Source organism: Mesorhizobium sp. M5C.F.Cr.IN.023.01.1.1 (assembly GCF_003997585.1).
In the GTDB taxonomy this organism is placed as follows: domain Bacteria; phylum Pseudomonadota; class Alphaproteobacteria; order Rhizobiales; family Rhizobiaceae; genus Mesorhizobium; species Mesorhizobium wenxiniae.
Map to the genome: position 1 here is coordinate 1 of NZ_RZSU01000108.1, position 19,564 is coordinate 19,564.

The 19,564-nt window shown below is 61.3% G+C and carries 16 protein-coding genes; 8 read left to right on the plus strand and 8 right to left on the minus strand.

Translation table 11 applies throughout. The features are described from left to right. The 3 genes from EOA78_RS29110 to EOA78_RS36260 form a co-directional block, all read right to left on the minus strand. Window positions 1-1,467 (minus strand): YhaN family protein (locus EOA78_RS29110; protein ID WP_164783984.1); only part of this gene is annotated, 1,467 nt, incomplete at its 3' end. Continuing rightward, the gene (locus EOA78_RS29115; RefSeq protein WP_127318482.1) at window positions 1,467-2,741 is read right to left on the minus strand and encodes a DNA repair exonuclease; all 1,275 of its coding nucleotides are present in this window, start codon (window positions 2,739-2,741) and stop codon (window positions 1,467-1,469) included. The genes EOA78_RS29115 and EOA78_RS29110, both read right to left, overlap by 1 nt. Window positions 2,742-3,104: 363 nt before the next feature. Next, window positions 3,105-3,311 (minus strand): DUF4158 domain-containing protein, encoded by a 207-nt coding sequence (locus tag EOA78_RS36260; protein ID WP_164783985.1) that lies wholly within the window; start codon window positions 3,309-3,311, stop codon window positions 3,105-3,107. An 806-nt stretch (window positions 3,312-4,117) separates the two neighbouring features. Between EOA78_RS36260 and EOA78_RS36265 the strand changes: the two genes are divergently transcribed. Then, entirely contained in the window at window positions 4,118-6,892 is a 2,775-nt protein-coding gene (locus EOA78_RS36265; RefSeq protein ID WP_164783986.1) for an endonuclease, read from the plus strand. Between the two features lie 251 nt (window positions 6,893-7,143). On the opposite strand, the gene EOA78_RS29140 is transcribed toward EOA78_RS36265, so the two are convergent. From EOA78_RS29140 to queC, 4 genes are all read right to left on the minus strand, one after another. Next, entirely contained in the window at window positions 7,144-7,623 is a 480-nt protein-coding gene (locus EOA78_RS29140; RefSeq protein ID WP_127318510.1) for a ProQ/FinO family protein, read from the minus strand. A gap of 467 nt (window positions 7,624-8,090) precedes the next feature. Further along, window positions 8,091-8,825 carry a 7-carboxy-7-deazaguanine synthase QueE gene (gene queE / locus EOA78_RS29150; RefSeq protein ID WP_127318488.1) on the minus strand — a complete coding sequence of 245 codons (735 nt, stop codon included), beginning with the start codon at window positions 8,823-8,825 and terminating at the stop codon, window positions 8,091-8,093. Continuing rightward, the gene (queD, locus tag EOA78_RS29155) at window positions 8,822-9,178 is read right to left on the minus strand and encodes a 6-carboxytetrahydropterin synthase QueD (protein ID WP_127318490.1); all 357 of its coding nucleotides are present in this window, start codon (window positions 9,176-9,178) and stop codon (window positions 8,822-8,824) included. Before queD ends, queE begins: the two co-directional genes overlap by 4 nt. Continuing rightward, complete coding sequence (gene queC / locus EOA78_RS29160) at window positions 9,178-9,876, minus strand: 7-cyano-7-deazaguanine synthase QueC (protein WP_127318492.1); 699 nt, start codon at window positions 9,874-9,876, stop codon at window positions 9,178-9,180. The genes queD and queC overlap by 1 nt, the downstream gene beginning before the upstream one ends. A 376-nt stretch (window positions 9,877-10,252) precedes the next feature. On the opposite strand from queC, the gene EOA78_RS29165 reads away from it, so the two are divergent. Genes EOA78_RS29165 through EOA78_RS29195 form a run of 7 tightly spaced genes read left to right on the plus strand, consistent with a single transcriptional unit; the run spans window position 10,253 to window position 18,482 of the window. Next, window positions 10,253-10,684: a ParB N-terminal domain-containing protein gene (locus tag EOA78_RS29165; RefSeq protein WP_127318494.1), complete on the plus strand. Its 432-nt coding sequence runs from the start codon at window positions 10,253-10,255 to the stop codon at window positions 10,682-10,684. After that, window positions 10,681-12,054, plus strand: coding sequence for a Y4yA family PLP-dependent enzyme (locus EOA78_RS29170; RefSeq protein ID WP_127318496.1), 1,374 nt, complete (start codon window positions 10,681-10,683; stop codon window positions 12,052-12,054). The genes EOA78_RS29165 and EOA78_RS29170 overlap by 4 nt, the downstream gene beginning before the upstream one ends. After that, window positions 12,055-13,065, plus strand: a complete 1,011-nt coding sequence (locus EOA78_RS29175; protein ID WP_127318498.1) for a cysteine synthase family protein — start codon at window positions 12,055-12,057, stop codon at window positions 13,063-13,065. Further along, a complete protein-coding gene (locus EOA78_RS29180) occupies window positions 13,062-14,201 on the plus strand; it encodes an NAD/NADP octopine/nopaline dehydrogenase family protein (RefSeq protein WP_127318500.1) in 1,140 nt (379 codons plus the stop codon). Before EOA78_RS29175 ends, EOA78_RS29180 begins: the two co-directional genes overlap by 4 nt. Further along, a complete protein-coding gene (locus EOA78_RS29185; RefSeq protein WP_127318502.1) occupies window positions 14,201-16,090 on the plus strand; it encodes an IucA/IucC family protein in 1,890 nt (629 codons plus the stop codon). The genes EOA78_RS29180 and EOA78_RS29185 overlap by 1 nt, the downstream gene beginning before the upstream one ends. Continuing rightward, window positions 16,087-17,310: an MFS transporter gene (locus tag EOA78_RS29190; protein WP_127318504.1), complete on the plus strand. Its 1,224-nt coding sequence runs from the start codon at window positions 16,087-16,089 to the stop codon at window positions 17,308-17,310. The genes EOA78_RS29185 and EOA78_RS29190 overlap by 4 nt, the downstream gene beginning before the upstream one ends. A 2-nt stretch (window positions 17,311-17,312) precedes the next feature. Next, on the plus strand, window positions 17,313-18,482 hold the full coding sequence (locus tag EOA78_RS29195; RefSeq protein ID WP_245477803.1) for an ABC transporter substrate-binding protein: 1,170 nt from the start codon (window positions 17,313-17,315) through the stop codon (window positions 18,480-18,482). Between the two features lie 444 nt (window positions 18,483-18,926). On the opposite strand, the gene EOA78_RS29200 is transcribed toward EOA78_RS29195, so the two are convergent. Further along, window positions 18,927-19,564, minus strand: a 638-nt coding sequence (locus tag EOA78_RS29200) for a TonB-dependent receptor (RefSeq protein WP_127318508.1), incomplete at its 5' end; no start/stop codon positions are given.

Sequence of the window (19,564 nt, forward strand, 5' to 3'; positions counted from 1 at the left end):
CTCCAGCTCAGAAGGTGCCGGCACTCTCATTTGCCGTACCTGATCGAGGCTTTCACCCCACGGTCGGAGTTCCGACATCTGCTGCGCCAGTATTTCCAGGAGATCCACACGAGAGCGTTCCGCGACGCGGCGGCGGGATGCATGATCATTCTCTCGAAGCGCCGAGAGCTCCCTCGCCAGCGCCGCAATGGCTTTGCCGTTTGTGGAGGCAGCGGTTTCGCTCGACAGCTTGCTCTGCAACTCAATCAGACGGCGGTTTGCCTCTTTGGCTTCGAGCTTCGCGTTTTGAAGCGTCGCGTCGATACCGGATCGGCGTTCAACGAGGTCTCTGATGCTCCCGGAAATGCGACTTCCGAGCATCAGGCTGCTCGGCTCGTCTTCTTCGGGGCGCTCGAGAAGCCGCAGAATATTCGCAATTTCCCGGTCGACCTCCGTCAATTGAAGACGGCGGTCCGGCAGATCCCTTTCGGCGGTGACATAACGGGCGTGCAACTCGCCGATGGCGGCCATCCTTTGCCCGACGGTGAGCGCGATCTCGTCGACGGCGATCGCCTTGAGCCCTTTCTCAAGCTCGGCCATGGACGCTTTCGCCGTCTCCCGCTTCACGGCAAGCTCTATGTCCTGCTGACGAAGTGCCGGCAGTTCGTTTGCCCACGAAGGCGGCGCCTCAGGAACATCTAGCAACTCAGCGAGACTGTCCCGGATGTCCCGCAATTCCGCCAGTCGTGGCAGTGCGGTCAGCAGGTTCTTGATCTCGTCCAGCCGCAGATGCGTCCCGGTTCGGTCAGCCATCGCTTCGTCATAATACGCCAGTGACCGCTCCTTGGTTTCCACCATCTGGCGGTAATGGGTGGCGAGCGTGTCAATCTGCTCTTTTCGCTCCTTCAGATCGGAAAGCCGACTTTTCAAGTCGCCGATTTCACTGCTGCGGGCACGGAGCTTGAACAGGCCGTCGGCCTGCGAACGCAATTCAACAAGTGTCTGACTTAGTGCGGCCAAACCTGTGCTTGCCGAAAACAGAAGCTGCCCGAGATCACCCTTGCTCGCCAGAATGCTCTCGCCGCCTTCCTCAAGGGTGTCATCGTCGAGTGAAAACATCGCGCAATAGACGTCCCGCTCAACTCCACCAAGCTCGCCGAGTATCAAATGTTCGCCGATCGGCTGATCACCCGGACCGAGCAGACTGTTTTGGGGCTTCTTGATCCGGACAAGCTCCCGGGCAACACCACCGATCTCCAATGCGGCCCCGATGCGCATCGTTGAGTATGGATGGAGGAAATCATAGCGGCTGCGGGACTCGATGCCGAAGAGGAGGTCGAGGAATGCAGATAGGGCCGTCGATTTGCCCGCCTCGTTCGGGCCGTAGATGATATGTAGATCTGGACGGCCCGGCTCCACGGGCCCGAAGTCGATGTGCTTGTCGGTGAATTTGCCGTAGCGGGTAAGGTCAAGCCGGTTGATGCGCATCAGGCTACCTCATCCTGCTTCCGGCGATGGAGCCGTGCGAGCACATCTTCGACCCCCTCCTGCGCGAGCAGGCGCAACGTGGCCCGAAACTCCTCCTGGTCAGCACCGAAAGTACCTCTGCTTTCAGGCGGCAGATGACCACGAAGCTCCTCGCCAATATCGATGAGCGCGGCGTGGTAAGCTTCCGACCCGATGATCTCGCTTCCGACAAGCTCTCGAAGTTCGACGAGTGGATCCCCGTTGGACCGATCCGCGGAAACGAGGTCGGTGCACTGGATCTCCACTTTCTCGATCCAGGTCCGGCCAATGACAGATGCTCTGTGCTCGGCTTCGGCCTTAATGAGGTCGGCATCGTTGCGGAGCTGCCATGCGAGCGGCGTTCGTCCGGTGAAGGAAAGTCGGACCACAAGGTGTTCGGAATTTGTAGCTTCCCGCGCAGCCTCCAGGGTGGCGGCTACCGTGGTCACCGTCTGACGCCAATCTGCGACGCCATCGAGGTCGATCACCACGCGCTCGAACTGTGCGATGCTGGTGAACCTCTCCTCAACATGGACTGTGCGGTCATCAGCGATCGTAACAAGACTGACCGATTTCGGACCGGATTCGTTGATGTCGCGCCCCTGGGGCATGCCCGGCATAACGATCGTGCAGCGTCCGGTGCTGATTGACCGCTTGTGAATGTGACCGAGCGCCCAATAGTCGAACTCTGTCGCCTCCAGATCCGAGACGTTGCAGGGTGCGTACGGATCGTGCCCCCGCGTTCCTGCGAGGCTGGTGTGCAGAAGACCTATATTCACAGCGCCTTCGACCCGTGGCTTGTACTTTCCCACCAGACTTTCCGGACACTGGGCCTGCGCAAAGCTAAGCCCGTGAATGACCACAGGGGTGGCTCGATCTCCCGATTCGAGCGAAATAGCCTCGGGGCGCCCACCGTAGACTTTTACTGATTCCGGGTACGCCAGTTCTCTGGTGATCTTCGACAACGCATCATGGTTGCCCCGGATGATGAACACCCGGACTCCGGCTTGGTCCAGGCGGCGGATTTGCTCGGAAAGGAACCGAGCAGTTTTCATGGAGGTCTGATCGCCGTCGTAGAGATCACCTGCGAGAAGCAGCGCGTCGACCTGCTCCGCTAAGCAGAGATCGACGATATTGACAAAGGCACGCCGCGTCGCGTTGCCAATCAGTTCACCCAGTTCCGGGTTGCGTAGCGCCAGCGACCGAAGAGCCGAATCCAGATGAACGTCCGCCGTATGAACAAATCGAAAAGCCAATGCCCTTACCTTTTGCCTTCGCGTGAGAAGGCTTTGATTCCCCGAAACAGATACTGGGCTGCGCTTGGGTTCCTGCCTAGGCTGCCAATCTCTCGCGATTTCAGGTTTCCACAGGCTAATGACGGAATCTGTCACCAGTCGCGGATCGTGCAGCTCTTATCGCTCAAAATTGTTGGGAAAATTGCATTCTTGGAAGCGAAGGAAAGTCGGAGCGCTGGTGCGTCTCGACGATTCGGAGATGCCAGCACATCCATATGCTGGCGGCCCAGAAACACACGATCAGCGGACGCCACGCGCGAACTTTCCCTCCATCCGGCTCAGATCCTGGAGCCCCTGACGGCAAGTTCGACCATCATCGGCACATCATCCCGGACCGGGAACCCGCAGACCGCGCAGCGCTGCGAGCTCCAGCGGGTGATCGGTCCGGGTCTGCGGGCGGCGGCTGTAATCCCGGTAGAGCTCCGGTGACCGGCCCAGCTGTGCGGCCAGGTAGCCGAGCAATTCATGCGCGATCGATTGATCGGCGCGCGGGCCAAACCCGGGATGGAACTCTGGATCATTGACAACCAACGCGTTGAGTCCAGCGAGATGGCCTGTGTCAACGGAGCGATCAATGCATCGGCCGCCAGGCGCCGCGCTTTGGCGCGGCCGGCCGCAGCCGCTCGCTCCAACGTGCCCGGCGCCGGTAGGATGAATTTCCGATCCCGCAACGCCTCAATCGGAAAGCCGCGATCGGTCGATTGTGCTATGAAACGCACGCCGCTCGCTTGGCTGCGGGACTATCCACAGTCGCCCAGTCCAGCCAACCTCGACGGCATTCTGGACCGCCTCACGGCGGTGGCCGAACTGGGCCCCGATCCGGCCCTTGCCGACGCCTCCTCTGTTGTGGCGGTTAAAACACCTACCACGTTGGCACATCGATGCCGTCGAGGGGCGTCCACCCCATCATCATGGGTAGAAGGTAGAAAGATCAATCGGCAGCCTTGATTAACGTCTGCGATGTTTGACCCTGGCCATCCATGGCGGAGTGCTCTCGCTGAGGTTAAAGGCAGCCTCTTCGGCCTCGTACCGGGTCAGCCCGGTGAGCGGCCGACCGTATCTCTCGGCGGGAAGCCCTGTCAGGCTATCGATCACAGACCACAGCCCTGATTCCGACGACAGAATCTTGTAGCGCCTCATCGAGCCCTCGCTTGCTAGAAGCACAGAGAACTGCCGCTTTACCAGAAGGTTCCGCAATGCAGCATCAAAATGTTGCGACGCAGTATGAGGGATTCAGTTCATATGACGGGCGGCCGGTGGATCCGGGTACAACGGTAACATTTCCGTCGTTTCCGACGATTATAGGTTGCGCATCACTTCTGATTTCGAGGGACCAGATGGCGGATTCAGCGCAAGAGGCAAATCTTTCGTTCGAGCAGCAAATGGCGGTGGAGCGGCCCGACGCCGGCCCCGTGCCGAAGAGCGCTGCGGACTGGGGCATTAAGGATCTGGCCATCCTGCCCGGTGATGTCCAGAAGACCCGACGCCTTCGCAGCCCGAAATTTGAAGGTCTGCCTGCGGGCGCCAGCACCATGTTCGAGCAGCTGTCCGTCACCCTGGAACAGGTTGTCGGCTCCAACGATTTGCGCCCGGCCTGGTGGCTGGAGGAAGGTGCAGCTCGCTCGCGCGCCGTCTGCAAGATCGACGCTTCTGGCGTCGACTACAAAGGGCGCTCCGGCACCTGGAGCGGGTCCGGTTTTCTGGTCGCGCCGGGTATACTGTGCACCAACCATCACGTCCTCAACAGCAAGGAGGTCGCCGCCCGCAGTCGCGCGCTGTTCGATTTCGCCGCCCTTCCCGACGGGACTGTGCGACAGGTCTCAACTTTCCGCCTGCGTCCCGATCTCCTTTTCTGGACCAGCCCGGTCGTCGCCACCGGCGGCAAGGGCGGTCTCGATGTCACGTTTGTCGCCCTCGAAGGCCAACCCGGCTCGACCTTCGGCAGCATTCCGCTTCTGCGGCAGGCCTTTGTGGTAGCTGACGAAGACAAGCTGAATGTCATCCAGCACCCAAATGGACGCCTCAAGGAAGTCGCGATCCGCAACAACACGGTGGTGTTCCAAAACACCCAGGTCGTCCAATACCAGTCGGACACCGAGGCGGGCAGTTCGGGCGCGCCGGTCATGAATGACGGTTGGGAGCTCGTGGCGCTTCACCATGCGGCGAAAAAAGACAAGTCGAACGAAGGCATCAAGTTCTCGGCGATTGCCGCTGCTCTGGAACTGGAGGCGCAAACCGGCAACGCAGATGCGGCGCGGCTTTTTGAGCTTTTCACCGGCACGGATGAACTGGCCGGGTTCTTCGGCACCCTCGGTCGCGCGGTTGTCCAGAACGACAGCGGTATGGAGCGGGTCGTCGATGCCTACAACGGCGAGGATCAGGATCTCGATATCGGCTTTTGGAACATCGAATGGTTCAACAAGCGCTGGCAGGACAAGCTCGATTCCGTCGCGCGCATCATTGTCGAAATGAACCTCGACGTCTGGGTGTTCGTGGAATCGAGCCTCGAAGCAACCGAGGCCTTGGCCCGGCATTTGGAAACCAGCTATCAGACCAAGTCCTGGGGGGTGCTCGCCAGCCAGGACGCCGCTTCGGAGCGCCAGATCACGACGGTAATGTGGAACAAGAGCTCGGTCGGGGTGGCGGCGAAAACCTGGCCTGACAAAGTCGAGCGCTGGTTCCAGGTTGACAGCCGTCAATTCGATGATCTCGGCCTCGAGGCGGTCCACGGCAAGGTGTTCGACCGCTATCCGGCGCTGTACGAGGTGACGGCGAAGATCCACGGCATGGATTCCACGTTCAACCTCGTCCCCATCCATCTGAAGGCCAAGGACGAGGGCAGCCTGCGCCGGCAGATGGCGGCGCGCCTGCTCGCCGAAGCTGTCGCCGAGCTCGCCCAGGACCCCGGCTTCGACAACGACTGGATCATCGGCGGCGACGCCAATGCGACCCTGGCGTCCGGAGACCTCGACGCGCTGACCTCCGTCGGCCTGACCGCGCTTACCGCACAAGATGCTTCGGACAAGCAGATCACCTACGTCAAGGCGCCCTTCAAGTCTCTGATCGACCATGTCTTCATCTCGCCCAATCTCGTGCCGGACGGCCGGGATTTCATGATTGTCGCGCTCGACCGAACCATCGACCGATTCCTGGAAGTGTCCGATCACCGCCCGATCCTCTTGCGTCTGGCCGCCACAGCGCCAGCGGATGCCGCGCCGTCCGTCAGTCAGCCATTGACCGAAGACGAGGCGCGGCGCCTGTCGCGCGGTCTGCGCCGGCGCAACGAGCCGGCGGCCGGGGCTCGGACACTGGCGGAAGCTCGGGCACGGCTTGCCGACAGGAGCACCTACTATGACGCTGCCGCTGATGCGGTGGTCCGCGAGGCCTATTGGACCGGGATTTCGGCGGGTACGGCGGGCTTCACCCAAACAGTGGCCGGGACTCTGAAGCAAACCCACACCACGCCCTTAAACTACGAGCCTTCAAAGCACGTCTATCCGTGGGTCGACGTCCGTCCGAACGCGATGGTACAGAGCATCTATTCCGGCTTTGAAGCCACACCCGAATACTTCATCCAAGCCGACGCCGAAGTGGAGCGGCTGCGGACCGAGGCGCGCGAGGCGCTTCTGGAACGCGGCGTGCTGGAATCCACGGAGATGGAAGCTATGCTGGAAGCGCAGTTCCAATACAATTGCGAGCATGTCGTGCCGCAAAGCTGGTTCGGCAAGAAGGAGCCGATGCGCGGCGACCTTCACCATCTCTTCTCGTGCGAGCCGCGCTGCAACAGCTTCCGCTCGAACTACCCGCTGGTCCAGCACGAGTTCGAAAGAACGATGCAGGATTGCGGGCGGGTCGAAGACGACGCCTTCGAGCCCAAAGGTGGGAAGGGCGCTGTTGCGCGGGCGACGCTCTATTTCATGCTCCGATATCCCGGCTATGTCGGCAGGCGCTATGCCGGCCAGCGGCTGAAAACGCTGTTGGCCTGGCATGCGCAATATGCCCCCGACGAGTGGGAAAAACATCGCAATGCGGCGATCTACGTCCTTCAAGGCAATCGCAATCCGCTGATCGATTTCCCCGAGTGGGCCCTGCGCCTGCAGTTCGAAGGCTGACGAAATCGATCATGTCGGGGAGCACACGCGCTTGGGAAGTGGCTGGGACATGGTTCCACTGCCGGACAAAGATTGCGCTCCAAAACCGCTATCGACATTGCCGAGGGAAACAGAACGGCTGGCGATCACCTCCAGAACAGGCCGTCCCGCACCAGCGCCTTGGCGCCGGTCCAGCCGAATTCGGCGCGCGCTGCGCGAGCGGATCACCGGCACCTTCCATGTCTGCTCCCGTGAACATCGCTCAGCGGCGATCAAGCCATCGGCCTTCGGAATGACCGGCGACGCTTCGTCTCAACGACTATTCCGGTCGGGCTGTCGGCCGTATTCTTCGCCTTGAACACCGTCGTTTGCTTCGGTTTCGGTTTGGGTGGCGCTTCAGGCTCTGCCCTTGGCTCCGGCGTTTGCTTGGTCTCTTGCTTGTCCTTGCGAGCGCTCAGCAAGGCCTTGGCGGTCGCCGCGTCCGCATCCGAGACCTCGCCGGCGGGCTTGCCATCGAGATCGACCCGCGCGGCGCCGGCATCCAGTCTCGCCAAGTATTTGGCTATCCTGGTATACGCGAGCAGGGCTCTCCTCAATTCATCATCAGACAGTTCGCCGTCAAGCACGCGAATGTCATGATGGATGCCGATCTTGAGCGGCCTGGGCGCTTTCGGATTGAAGGCCGCAGGCCACTTTGCTGATAGATGGCGGAAAAGCTGTGCGGGCGATTTCCCTCGGCTAGCGGTCGACATGATCAAGCCTCGCCCGATTTGTTTTCGTTTCCCAATTCGGACCGTCGTAGCACCCACATATGCAATTACTATGGAAAAATGAGGGCAAAGCAGCGGGCGCTCACGCCTCCCCATTCGGGCAGACGAAGAGCCTGGTGTCAGCGGAAAACGCTTTTGCGCCATCTCTCCGCCAGCCCCTCAACCGTTGGCAGCGTATCTGAGACGCTGGCAGCGAAAAAGACTCCACGGCCCTCCGCCGAGCGCCCGTCGGCGAGTTCGTTGGTAATCTCGCCGAGATATTCCGCCGACCCGGAGCGTCCACTCTCCGCCACCGCAATCGAAATCCGTTGCTTGTGAATATCCAAACCAACAAATCTGGTATGTGGCCCGTCTCCTATGCATGAGGCTCTGTGCCGGCCAGCCGGCTTAACCCTCGTACCGTTGCATATCGGATGACGGGCTAATCTCAGCCCCTGCAATCATAGGGACTAGACGCCCCTTTTGTTGCCCCAGAGCAGAACATGAAGCTGCGGCAGCACGCGGGCATCAAACCACCTGTCGCGGGTCACCTCTTCGACCAGCCATTCCATGCGTTTCATCACGCCGTCCATATCGATAGGCGCGTTTTCGTCACCGGGGCGCGGCGGCGTGTGATTGCCGGGCTGCAGATACACCGGCAGTCGCGGATAGCGCGCGGCGGCATCTCTGGCATAGGCATAGTCCGTGTCGTCGAAAACGACGAGCTTGAGCGCGATTTGCGGCCTTCCTCGCGCCGCCTCGACGCAGGCGTCGAACGCAGCCCAATCCGTTGCCATTTCGCTTGACGGCGGTTTCGGGCTGAGAACCAGTACGTCAAGCTCGGCAAACCAGTTCCTGGCAACGGAACCTTGGGTTTCCAGCGCAAAACGGTAGCCTTCGCGATGCCCTCGATCGAGCAGCGCGCCGAGCGGCTGAATCGCCGGATTGCCGCCTGAGAGCGATACCATTACCGGCCGGCCGCCGGAAAGCGCAACGACCTTTTGCCAGAGCGCATCAGTGGACATCATTTCCCATTCATGGCGGAAGCGGCTGTCCACGGCATACAAGCTGTCGCACCAGGAACAGCGATAATCGCAGCCGCCTGTCCTGACGAATACCGTCGGCAGGCCGATCAGCATGCCTTCGCCCTGGATCGTCGGCCCGAAGATCTCGCTCACGCGAATTGCCGTATGGGGCGCGGTCATGGCCGGTATTCCGCCCAGGTTTTCGGCGTTTCGCTCACGCGCACGGCCGAGGTTTCGGGTATCTGCGCCTTGCACCAGTCGTAGAAGTGCTTGGCCAGACATTCCGCCGTGACATGGTCATGTCCCAGTACGTCGTTGAGATGCCGGTGGTCCAACGTCTCGTCTATATAGTGCTTGAGTGCCGCTAGGTCGTGATAGTCGCGCACGAAGCCATGTTGGCTCAAGTCCCTCGCCGAAAGCTCCACTTCGACGATGTAGTTGTGCCCGTGTAGACGGGCGCACTGATGCTCGCGCGGCAGTGAGGTGAGCTGATGCGAGGCCGAGAAGTGAAATTCCTTGGTGATGCGGTACATCACGCCCTCCTGGCCTGAAGGGCGTCGAGCCAGAAGGCGGGATCCTCGTAATCGGTGGGATCCGGGTACCCTGCCAGATGGAACGCCTCGCGCCGCTCGACGCAAGTGCCGCACCGCCCGCAGTGACGCTCGCCCCCTTTGTAGCAGGACCAGGTCTGGGCAAATGGCGTGTTGAGCCTTGCTCCCTCCGCCACAATCTCGGCTTTCGACAGATTCACGTAAGGAGCGTAAAGGCGAATCTCGGCATAGCCGTCCAGCGCAAGATCCTGCATCGCCTGGAACGCGTCGATGAAGGCCGGACGACAATCGGGATAGATGAAGTGATCCCCTCCATGTACGGCCGTCGCCACCGCGTCGGCCTTCTGCGCAGCGGCGACGCCGAAGGCAATCGCCAGCATGATGGCGTTCCGGTTTGGCACCACGGTGATCTTCATCGTGTCTTCGGCATAATGCCCGTCCGGCACGTCCAGATCGTCGATCAGCGCTGAACCGGAAAGGCTGCGGCCAATTTCGCGGATGTCGATGATCTTGTGCGGGATGTTAAGTCGCTTCGCACACAGGGCAGCAAAGCCCAGTTCCTTCCTGTGCCGCTGGCCGTAATCGAAGGATAGGAGGCCGGCAAGATCGTGTTCCGTCGCCACCTTGTGAGCAAGCGAAACGGAGTCCAATCCGCCGGAGCAGATGACAAGAGTTTTCATGCGTTTTGAGTCCTTGTTTTGACCGGGTAGGCTGCGACCGGAGATTTCTCTACGGCCCCTTTAGCCCAAGGTGTCAGTTTTGTGAATGGGGAATTGATGCGCTAGATCACGGAGCACCTGACACCCGGACCTTTTTTCGTTACGCAGTAGTGTTCTGTGCCTCCTGGAGCGCCGGCTCGATTTCGAGGTGAGCGCCGCAGCGTAACACCTCGCAGTCAATGCCTTTCGCGGAGTCAATCTGTAAGCATTCAGCGACGCGCTTGGGACGCATTGACGACCGGCATTCAACTGATTATAGAGGCCCTGCCAGCTAAATCATGACTCAGTTAGTCAAGAAAGCCAGCCCTGACATTTTGCGAGAAACAGGCTGGCCAAGATGCAATATTGCCTCCTATCCCCGGCGCGTTTAACCCCCACTGAGGAGGTAAACCCTTCCAGGGTTGCTGAGCTGCAGGCGCAGATCCTGCAGGCGGGCTGCTGGACTGTCCCGATCACGGCACAGAAAGACGCGCTATTCGTGATGGACGGCCATCACCGGCTGACTGTCGCCTATCGCCTGGGGTTTGCGGCGGTGCCGGTGATCCTTTTGGACTATGGCACGGTGCGGGTGGAGAGCTGGCGTGCAGGCGAGACAATCACTCCCGCGTGCATTTTCGCAATGGCCCGAAGCGGCCGAAAATTTCCCTGCAAGACGACGCGGCATATTTTTGGCCAAAGCCTTCCCAGTTGCAACGTCCCGCTGGAAAGCTTGCGCCGCGTCGATCCGGCAGACTACATGCTGGCAAGCGCGCCAAGAGCGTGGTCATGACGCTGCATTGCCACAAGCTTGGCGCGGGTCTGCCCCCACTTCTGCGGCCGTCGGCGGCTGAACTGTTGGCCCGCGATGCACAGCGTCTTGCGGTATGGGTCGCGCGACACGGCTCGCCGCTCAATCTGATCTGGCCCGATGAGCTGCAGAAGAACCTTGCGGCACTGAGGGGCGTGTTGACAGAAAGCGATGTGGCGCATGCGGTCTATTACGGGGCGAAAGTCAACAAATCGCCGGGGCTGATGGAGGCGGCGCTCCGCGGCGGCGCCGGTATTGACGTCTCGAGCCTTTACGAATTGCGCGACGCCAGGCGGCTTGGCGCCGATGGCGCACGGCTTGTGGCGACAGGCCCGGCAAAGACGGCGGCATTCCATAGTGAACTCGTTGCCTGCAACGCCCTGATATCGGTGGACTCGCCGGAAGAGCTTGACGACCTTGTGAGCTGCTTGCCAGCGGGCCAAGTGGTCCAACCGATCCTGCTCCGCTTGCGCCCGACGGAACAGGGCATGAGCCGCTTCGGCATGCCAGCGGACGCCATACAGCATTGTCTGTCGCGCATCGCTGCTGAAGGCAGGTTGCGTTTCGACGGTTTGCATTTCCACGTCAGCGGCTATCGCTGGGAATCCCGCGCGGCAGCGTTGAGGGAAGCCGCCAGCTTGATTACGGAAAGCCGGGCAAGGGGATTTGCTCCGCGCATGATCGACATCGGCGGCGGGCTGCCAATTCAGTATGTCGATCAGCTGGCCTATCAGGCGCATCTGAAGGCACAGGTCCCCGAGGACTACCGGACCGGAAAGGTCCCGGGCTCCTTCTACCCCTATGGCGGCGCGCTTTCGGCGACTGACTGGCTGCGCCAGTTCTTGCATAAGCCGATGCCCAAAGGCCGCAGCATCGCCGGGTATTTTGCGGATGAGGGATTGGTTTTGGGACTGGAGCCGGGGCGTGCATTGGCAGATCAGACGGCCATTTCCATCTTCCGGGTCTCAAGAGTGAAGGCCCTCAGTTCCGACACTTGCGTCATTTTTGCCGAAGGCAGCAGTTTTAGCGCCTGCGAAACCTGGTTCGCATCCGAATTCCTGGTCGACCCCATCCTGGTGCCGGTCACACCGCCGTCCGCCATGTCAAAACCCGTGCGTGGCTATCTGGCCGGCCACAGCTGCCTGGACGAGGATGTGCTCTGCAATCGGTGGCTCACATTTCCCGTGGCCCCGCGCGCGGGAGACCTTTTGGTCTACGCCAACACCGGTGGTTACCAGATGGACCTTCTCGAAAACGAATTCCACCGCCACCCGATGCCGCGCCGCCTGTGCGTGGTTCGGGATGCGAATGGGCAGCCAGCACTCGTCCCCGACATAATTGGAGAGGCATAAATGCTCTGCACGACTACAACCCAGCTGATCGGCCAGACACCGGTCATGTCGATCGCCGTGCCGAACCGCGACGCCACACTTGTACTGAAGATCGAGAAGAACAATCCCGGCGGGTCGATGAAGGATCGCATGGCGCGCAGCATGGTGCTTGCCGCGATCGAGGACGGGCGCCTTGCCCCGGGCGGCACCATCGTCGAATCTTCGTCCGGCAACACCGGCATAGGGCTGGCGCTGGCCGCGCTGGAGTTTGGCCTGCGCTTCATCGCCGTGGTCGATCATCATGCCGCGCCGGACAAGATCCGCATGATGCGCGCGCTCGGCGCCGAAATCCGCTATGTCGAAGGCGGTTTCCGGGAGGACGAAGTTGCGGTGGTCGAGCGGCAGCGCCTGGCAGCGCAGCTGGGCGCGCAACTTCCCGGCGCGCTTTTCATGAATCAATCCGACAATCCGGCAAATCCGGAAGGCTATGCCGGTTTTGTCGAAGAGCTTCTGGCGCAGCTCCCGAACGGCATCGACGCCTTTGTCGGCTGTGTCGGGACCGGCGGTTCGATGACGGGGATCGCCCAGCGCCTCAAACGCCACAATCCGGCCGTGCGCACGATCGCGGTAGAGCCGGCCGGTTCGATCGTGTTCGGGAAGCCCGGACATCCTTATTACCAGTCGGGAACCGGAACGCCGGCAGGGGATGAAGTCGGCAAGGTGCTCGATTATGCATGCATCGATGAGGGGGTGCAGGTCACCGACACCCAAGCCTTCGAGACAGCGCGCTATATCGCCCGGCGCAAGGGCCTGCTGGTGGGGGGTTCCACCGGCGGCACCATCTACAAGGCGCTGGAGTTCATTGCCGCAGGCAAGTTGTTCGGCACTGTAGTCACGCCGGTGGCCGACGGCGGCGAAAAATATCTCGGTTCGGTTTTCGACGATGATTGGATGGCAAAGCGCGGCTTGCTGGATCCGGCAATTGCCGACCAGTTGGATGCCTGGCTGGCCGCAAGGGCATGCGCAGCATGAAGGTGACGATCTGCGGCGCGGGCCGCACCGGGCATTTGAACGCAGTGCTCTTCAAGCAGCGCCCGGGTATCGCGGTTTCTGTCCTTACCGCCTCTGCCGCGGTTGCCGAAGGATGGGCAAGCGGCGACGATGTCTGGCAGGCACACACGCCGGACGGCAACGTCCTGAGCGCGCGGGCCGACCATGTCGACACCGATCCAGGCAAAGCGCTGGAAGACGCGGATATGGTGGTCGTGACTCAGCCGGCCCAGGCGCGGCCGGCGCTTCTACGCCAGATCGCTACCCACCTTCCGCGGAGCAAAAAGGTGTTTCTCGGCGCGATCCCCGGCTTTTGCGGTTTCGACTGGCTCGCGGCGAAGATCCTTTCGGGCCACGACAATGTGGTGATCTGGGGTATGAAGGACGTGCCCCATACGGCCTTTGACCTGGTTCCGGGCAGACGCGTGCGTATGGGTGGCGCCAAGGCGCAGCTCTTTGCCGCACTTCATCAGCGCGAAACCAGCGCCGACCACGCTGTGCTGGCCGAGATGCTCGCCCGGCTTTTCGACGCGCCCGTCGCTATGCTGCAGAATTATCTCGAAATCACGCTGACGCCGGGCAACGCACTGATGCACCCAGCCGTGCTCTATGGCCTGATTGGCCCGGGTGCACCTTGGCAAGACAAGCCCTTTGACGAACCCATATGTTGGTGGAGCGACTGCCCGCGCGCTGGCGCCGAGCTACTGGAGACCTGTGACGCGGAAAACCAGGCGATCTGTGGTGCGATCGAGGCGCGTCTCGGCATTGATCTAAGCACAGTAAAGCCCCTCCGGCAGGAGCTGATCGAGGCTTATGGCAGCCAGATCGGGGACAACCGCACCATGTTTGCGCTTCTGCGCACGAACCTCGCGTATGCTGGCATTCGCGCGCCGCTCGTGCCCAATCCGCACGGACCCGGTCTTCTCATCGATCGCGAGAGCCGCGCCTTCCACGAAGATATTGCCGTTGGCCAGGCCTTGTTCGTGGAGATGGCCGCGCGCCTGAATGTGGCAATCCCGGCCATTGCGAAAACCTATCACTGGGCGCGCCGCTATCACGGCGGACTGGCGCAAGGCGCGCCGGACTATGTGCCTGCCAACTGGCCGGAGGCAGCCTGATGGACGAGAGGACTTCTTCCGCGGCAGATGCTCAAACCCAAGCGCGCGATGCGCGGCTTTGGACGGATGCATCGCGCAATGCGCTCGCTCGGCTGGTGCGCTGCCTGTTCGCCGAGCGCCTCCTTGAACCCAACGCATTGTTGTGGGCGCAGGACGGCAGGCAGGCGTGGTTCCCGCTGTGGCCGTCGCGCCGAGTCCTGCATTTTACCGACCTGCGCCGTGCGCCTGCCGGAACACTGCAAAATCTCGGGCACATCGAAGTGCTGGACGGCACCGGTGCCCGGCAGCGGCTCGATGATCCGTCCGCCCTGATAACGGAGGTCTCGCCGGCATTGGCGGTTTCGGCCGCGCCGGATGGTCTGGCGCAACTGTTGCGAGACGTGGACAACAGCATGCGCAACGACGTCCTGGCGCGTCGCCACCGGGAGGGCTGGAGCGCAGAACTGCGCCAGAAGATAGCCGCCGCAGGTGTGCCCGGCTTCCTCGCCTATCTCGAACAGAGTTTGCCGCCGCATTTGGCGGCCATGACCCTCGATCAATGGGGTGCGCTCGAAGGCCATCCCTTCTATCCGACATGGAAGGCCAAACCTGGCCTGCCGCCACAAGAGGTGACCGCGTTATCGCCCGAATTCGGCGCCCGCGTGCGCCTGCGCATCACGGCGCTGCGTAAGGAATGGGCCTATGTCGAGAAGATGCCGCATGTCGGCAGCTATTCGGAATGGTTTTCGCAAAACTTTCCCGATCTCTGGCGCGACTGGGCTGAAGGTTTGAAAGAGCGCGGAAAGTCGCCCGGGGACTGGATTCCTCTCCCCGTCCACCGGTGGCATCTGGACAATTTCGTGCGCCGGGAATTCGAGTCCGAGATTGCTTCCGGCGTTTTCGACCCGGAAGGCCCCGAGATCGTGACGCTGCCGTCCATGTCGTTCCGCACGATGCTGCCGGACACACAGGAGCCCAGACCCTTCATCAAACTGCCGGTGGCGATCTGGCTGACCAGTGAGCAGCGCACCCTCCAGGCCAAGTCGATCCATATGGGGCCCCGCCTCAGCACCCTGATTTCCGACATTCTGGCAAAGGAGGAGGATCTCCGCGACACGCTGGAGATTTTCACCGAAGAGTTAGGTGCAATCCTGCGCCATCCCGACACCGGTGACGAGCATCCGGGTCGCTTTCTGTCGGTGGTCTTCCGCAATTCGGACGCTCTGGCGCGCACCGACGGGCTGATGCCGGTAACCGTCGCGGCGCTCCTGACGGCAGGTCCGTCGGACGATCGCCCGCTCATTTGCGAATTGATCGCGAGAAACGGCAACGAGGCCGAGGCGGATGTGGCGGCGTTTTTCCGCGCCTATGCGCGCACCGTCATCCGGCCAACCCTGGCCATGTATCTGCTATACGGGATCGCCTTTGAGGCACATCAGCAAAACAGCCTGGTATTGTTCGACCATGCCGGGCACCCACGAAAGTTGCTGATCCGCGATTTCGGCGACGGCCGCAGTTTTGCGCCCCTGTTCGAGGAACGCGGGCACTGCCTAAAGCCCTTCACCCAGACAGGGATTTTGCCCACCACGTTCGATGAAGACATCAGCCTCGTGCGCTCGTTCGTGATCGATGCCTGCTTCGTCTGCCACCTCCATGAGATCGCTCTGTGCTTGACGGAGCAATATGGCTTGGCGGGCAACAGCCCGTGGCGCATCCTGAGGGAGGAGACCGAAGAGGCATTCGACGCGCTTCGGCCGCGCGTGCCGGCCGATCAGTTCTGGCTGCGGGAACGCGCGGCCTTTCTCGAAGATCCGTGGCCGACACGCTCGGTGCTGCGGATGCATCTGGAGCGGTATCGCGACTATCGGGTCGAACACCAACTGCCCAATCCGTTGACGGAAGCGGAATGACGAACGCCTCCGCGGCCCTTCGCGGTTTCGGGCCTGTTTTCGCGCTTCTGTTCGCCCTGCAGTTCGTTTCGATGGGCGCGATGGAAATGAGCGGCCCTTTCTGGCCGATCCATATCAAGGCGTTGAGCCCCTCCGACAGTGTCTTCGGTCTCGCCGGAATCGGCGTCTATATCTGTCCGATGCTCGGCGTATCGCTCACCAGCGCCTTTTGGGGTCGCATGGGGGATCGCCACGGCAACCGGCTGATGATGGTTCGCGCATTGGCCGGTTTGGCGATCACGCAACTGCTCATCGCCTTTGCGCAAGATGTCTGGACAATTTTGGCTCTGCGCTTTCTGCAGGGCGCCTTTGCCGGTTACATCGCGCCGGCGCAGGCTTATGGCGTGCAGGTCACCGGTGGACGCGATCGCGCCGGTCTGTTCGCGTGGCTTCAGGTGGCGACCAATGTGGGCTCGCTAGGCGGGGCGTTTTTGGGCGGGCTGATCCTGGATGAATTGCCTTTTGCCGCCATCAATCTGACGGCCGGCGTGATCTGCGCGCTGTGCGCCGCCATCGCCTGGGCAAGTCTGCCTGTGCCGCCAAACGGAGTTGTTCCCGTGCGGACAGCAACCGCGAAAATTACTGCCCATGCGCCCGCGGGGAGTGCGCCGGTGGCGGGGCTTCTTGTGCTGATGGCCATGCTGCTCGCAAGCCGCCTGGTGCTGCAGGTTCCGTTTTCCCTGTACATGGCGCAAGTTTTCGGCGCACAGCACTGGGTCACCGGCTTGAGCTACGGACTTCTGGCGCTGGGCTTTGTCGTGGGCGCGCCCTTGTGGGCGCGGCTCTTTAACGGGCGCGCGAAATCCTATGTGCTCGGCTGGAGTGTGTTGATTTCAGCCGGTTGCCTTGCAATCACCCATTTGGCCGGGATCACCGGGTCCATAGCCTTTTTCGCAATGCTGTATTTTGTCTGGGGCGCTCTATTGGGAGGAACAACGCCGGCTCTCCTGTCGCTCATTTCCGCGGCAACGCGAAACGACCGGCAAGGTTCGGTGCTGGGTCTCGCGCAAAGCTGCCAGCAGGGCGCGGCGGTTGTCGGCATCGTGGCCGGCGTTGCGGTCACTCAGTTTATTGGTCTCGAAGCCGCGTTCCCGCTCGTCTCAATCCTCTATGCCTTATCATTGTTAGTGGCGCTCGGCATATGGCTCAAAGCGCGCCATTCACCCGACGAAGGAAGTTGATCGTGAAGAGATATCGTCCTCTGTTGCATGCCGCGATCGCGGCCCTTGCAGTGATCGTGGCTGGCCCGGCGCCCGCATTTGCCGAGGAAACGGCAATAGTGGAGGTGCAGGCGCCACTTATCGTCACCGATATTGCCGGCCGCGAGGTAAAGCTGAGTGCGCCCGTCAAGCGCATGCTTCTGGGCGAGGGCCGTCAGCTCTATCTCATAGCGTCTCTGGAGCCCGAAGATCCGCTGGCTCGTATCGTTGCCTGGCGCAACGACCTGATCGAGGCCGATCCGGCGACTTACGCGCAATATCTCAAAGCCTTTCCCGGACTGGCAAAGCTCACCGCTTTCAAGGGTTCGGAAGACAGCCTGGTCGACATCGAGTCAGCCATCATCCAGAAGCCCGACGTGGTTCTGCTCAACCTTGAAACGATGCGGGCCAATGAGGACGCCAAATTTGTCGAGAAGCTGGCGGCGCTGGACATTCCGGTTCTTTACGTCGACTTCCGCCATCATCCGCTGGAAAACACAGAGCCAACCATCCGTCTCCTGGGCAAGATCATGGGCCGCGAGGCGCGCGCGGAGGAGATCATCGCGTTTCGCCACAAGGCCATGGCGCGGGTGAGGGACGTCCTGGACGAGCACAACCCGCCGCGTCCAAAGGTCTTCATCGAGCGTATCGGTGGTTATTCCGACGATTGCTGCCTGTCTTTTGGCGCCGAGAATTTCGGCAACTACGTCGAACTCGCCGGTGGTCACAATATCGGCAGCGACATCATCCCGGCGACATTCGGGCAGCTTAATCCCGAACAGGTGATCGCCGCCAACCCCGACCACGTGGTCATTACCAGCGCCGACTGGGAGGCCTATGTCCCGGGCGGTTACTGGATCCCCCTCGGTCCTGGCGCGGACCCGCAGGTGACGCGCAAAAAGCTCGAATGGTTCCCAACCCGCAACGCCTATACCGGCATTGCGGCACAAGAGACGCGAAACTTCCACGGCATTTGGCACCAGTTCTACAACAGCCCGTATGAATTTGTCGCAGTCCAGCAGCTGGCGAAGTGGTTCCACCCGAACCTGTTCGACGATCTGGACCCCGATGCAACCTTTGCCGAATATCACCGCCGGTTCCTGCCCATCGATTACCAGCCCGGCTACAGCGTCAGTCTCTCCGATAGCCCGTGATAACCGATGTCCGGCCTGAGCAGTTTCCCGCTCGGGTACGGCGTTTGTAGAGCGCCTGGCTCAGGCGACAGATTGGGTCGGCGCCAGCTTGTCGGCCTTGCCCAATATCTGGTGCGCGACCAGCAAGTCCGGCTTTTCGAAGAACCAACCAGCCCGCTCGATGTGCACCGGCAGTTGGAGATGCTCGGCGTGCAGCCTTGCTTATGACAGCGGGATTCTCCTGGTGATCCCTCTGCACGACCTCAATTGCACTGAAATTCACCGGCCACGTTGCAATTCTATCAGGTGGGAGCTTGCATGATATCGGCCGCGCGGCCCAGATCTCAGATTAGAGAACCCTGCCGCCACCTTCCACTCAGGGCATGTGTTGCATCTTTCTCTCAAGGCCCATTGCTGATCTCGACGACGCGATTTGACATGCGGCGCCTCGCCCAGTGCGCTGCATCAGAAATCCGTTGTCATTGACAGCTTTACGGTAAGCGGCGCGCCCTGCGCCAAGGTGCCATAACTGGCGACACCAGCCCAGTAGTCATCGTCAAAAACATTCTCGACGGCGGCCCGGAAGGTGACCGGACGATCCTGAATCTCCGTGTGATAGCGGGCACCCAGGTCGAGCCTTGTCCAAAAAGGAATCTCCTGCGTGTTCGCCGTGTCGACATACTGCCTGCCCGTGTGAATGACGTTGGCCGCCAGTGTGAGCCCTTGCAGGAAGGGCGTGTCCCATTCCGCGCCAAGATTGAACTGGACCGATGGCACGCCGATAGGCGTGTTGCCGCGCGTTGCGGCACTGTTTGTCCTCGTCAACTCGCCCTCAAGCAGCGTAACGCCGCCAAGCAGCCGGACACCCGGTGTCACCTCCCCGAAGACGTTGAATTCCAGGCCGCGGTTGCGTTGCTCGCCGCCTTCCACGAACACGAGATCGCTGCCGCGGGTTTCAAGCTGCCCAAATGGCTTTTCAATCTGGAACGCGCTGACTGTCACGGCCAGCCGGCCGAGATCGATCTTGGTTCCAATCTCGATCTGCCTGGACCTGTAAGGCGCCAACGTTTCGCCCGCATTCACGGCCGTCGTCGGTGCCGTAT

What these genes read in the sequence shown, in the direction of transcription:
- EOA78_RS29175 (WP_127318498.1), top strand. Translation starts at nt 12,055, where the DNA reads ATGCTCTGCACGACTACAACCCAGCTGATCGGCCAGACACCGGTCATG.
- EOA78_RS36265 (WP_164783986.1), top strand. Translation starts at nt 4,118, where the DNA reads ATGGCGGATTCAGCGCAAGAGGCAAATCTTTCGTTCGAGCAGCAAATG.
- EOA78_RS29170 (WP_127318496.1), top strand. Translation starts at nt 10,681, where the DNA reads ATGACGCTGCATTGCCACAAGCTTGGCGCGGGTCTGCCCCCACTTCTG.
- queC (WP_127318492.1), bottom strand. Translation starts at nt 9,876, where the DNA reads ATGAAAACTCTTGTCATCTGCTCCGGCGGATTGGACTCCGTTTCGCTT.
- queD (WP_127318490.1), bottom strand. Translation starts at nt 9,178, where the DNA reads ATGTACCGCATCACCAAGGAATTTCACTTCTCGGCCTCGCATCAGCTC.
- EOA78_RS29190 (WP_127318504.1), top strand. Translation starts at nt 16,087, where the DNA reads ATGACGAACGCCTCCGCGGCCCTTCGCGGTTTCGGGCCTGTTTTCGCG.
- EOA78_RS29180 (WP_127318500.1), top strand. Translation starts at nt 13,062, where the DNA reads ATGAAGGTGACGATCTGCGGCGCGGGCCGCACCGGGCATTTGAACGCA.
- EOA78_RS29165 (WP_127318494.1), top strand. Translation starts at nt 10,253, where the DNA reads ATGCAATATTGCCTCCTATCCCCGGCGCGTTTAACCCCCACTGAGGAG.
- EOA78_RS29185 (WP_127318502.1), top strand. Translation starts at nt 14,201, where the DNA reads ATGGACGAGAGGACTTCTTCCGCGGCAGATGCTCAAACCCAAGCGCGC.
- EOA78_RS29140 (WP_127318510.1), bottom strand. Translation starts at nt 7,623, where the DNA reads ATGTCGACCGCTAGCCGAGGGAAATCGCCCGCACAGCTTTTCCGCCAT.
- queE (WP_127318488.1), bottom strand. Translation starts at nt 8,825, where the DNA reads ATGACCGCGCCCCATACGGCAATTCGCGTGAGCGAGATCTTCGGGCCG.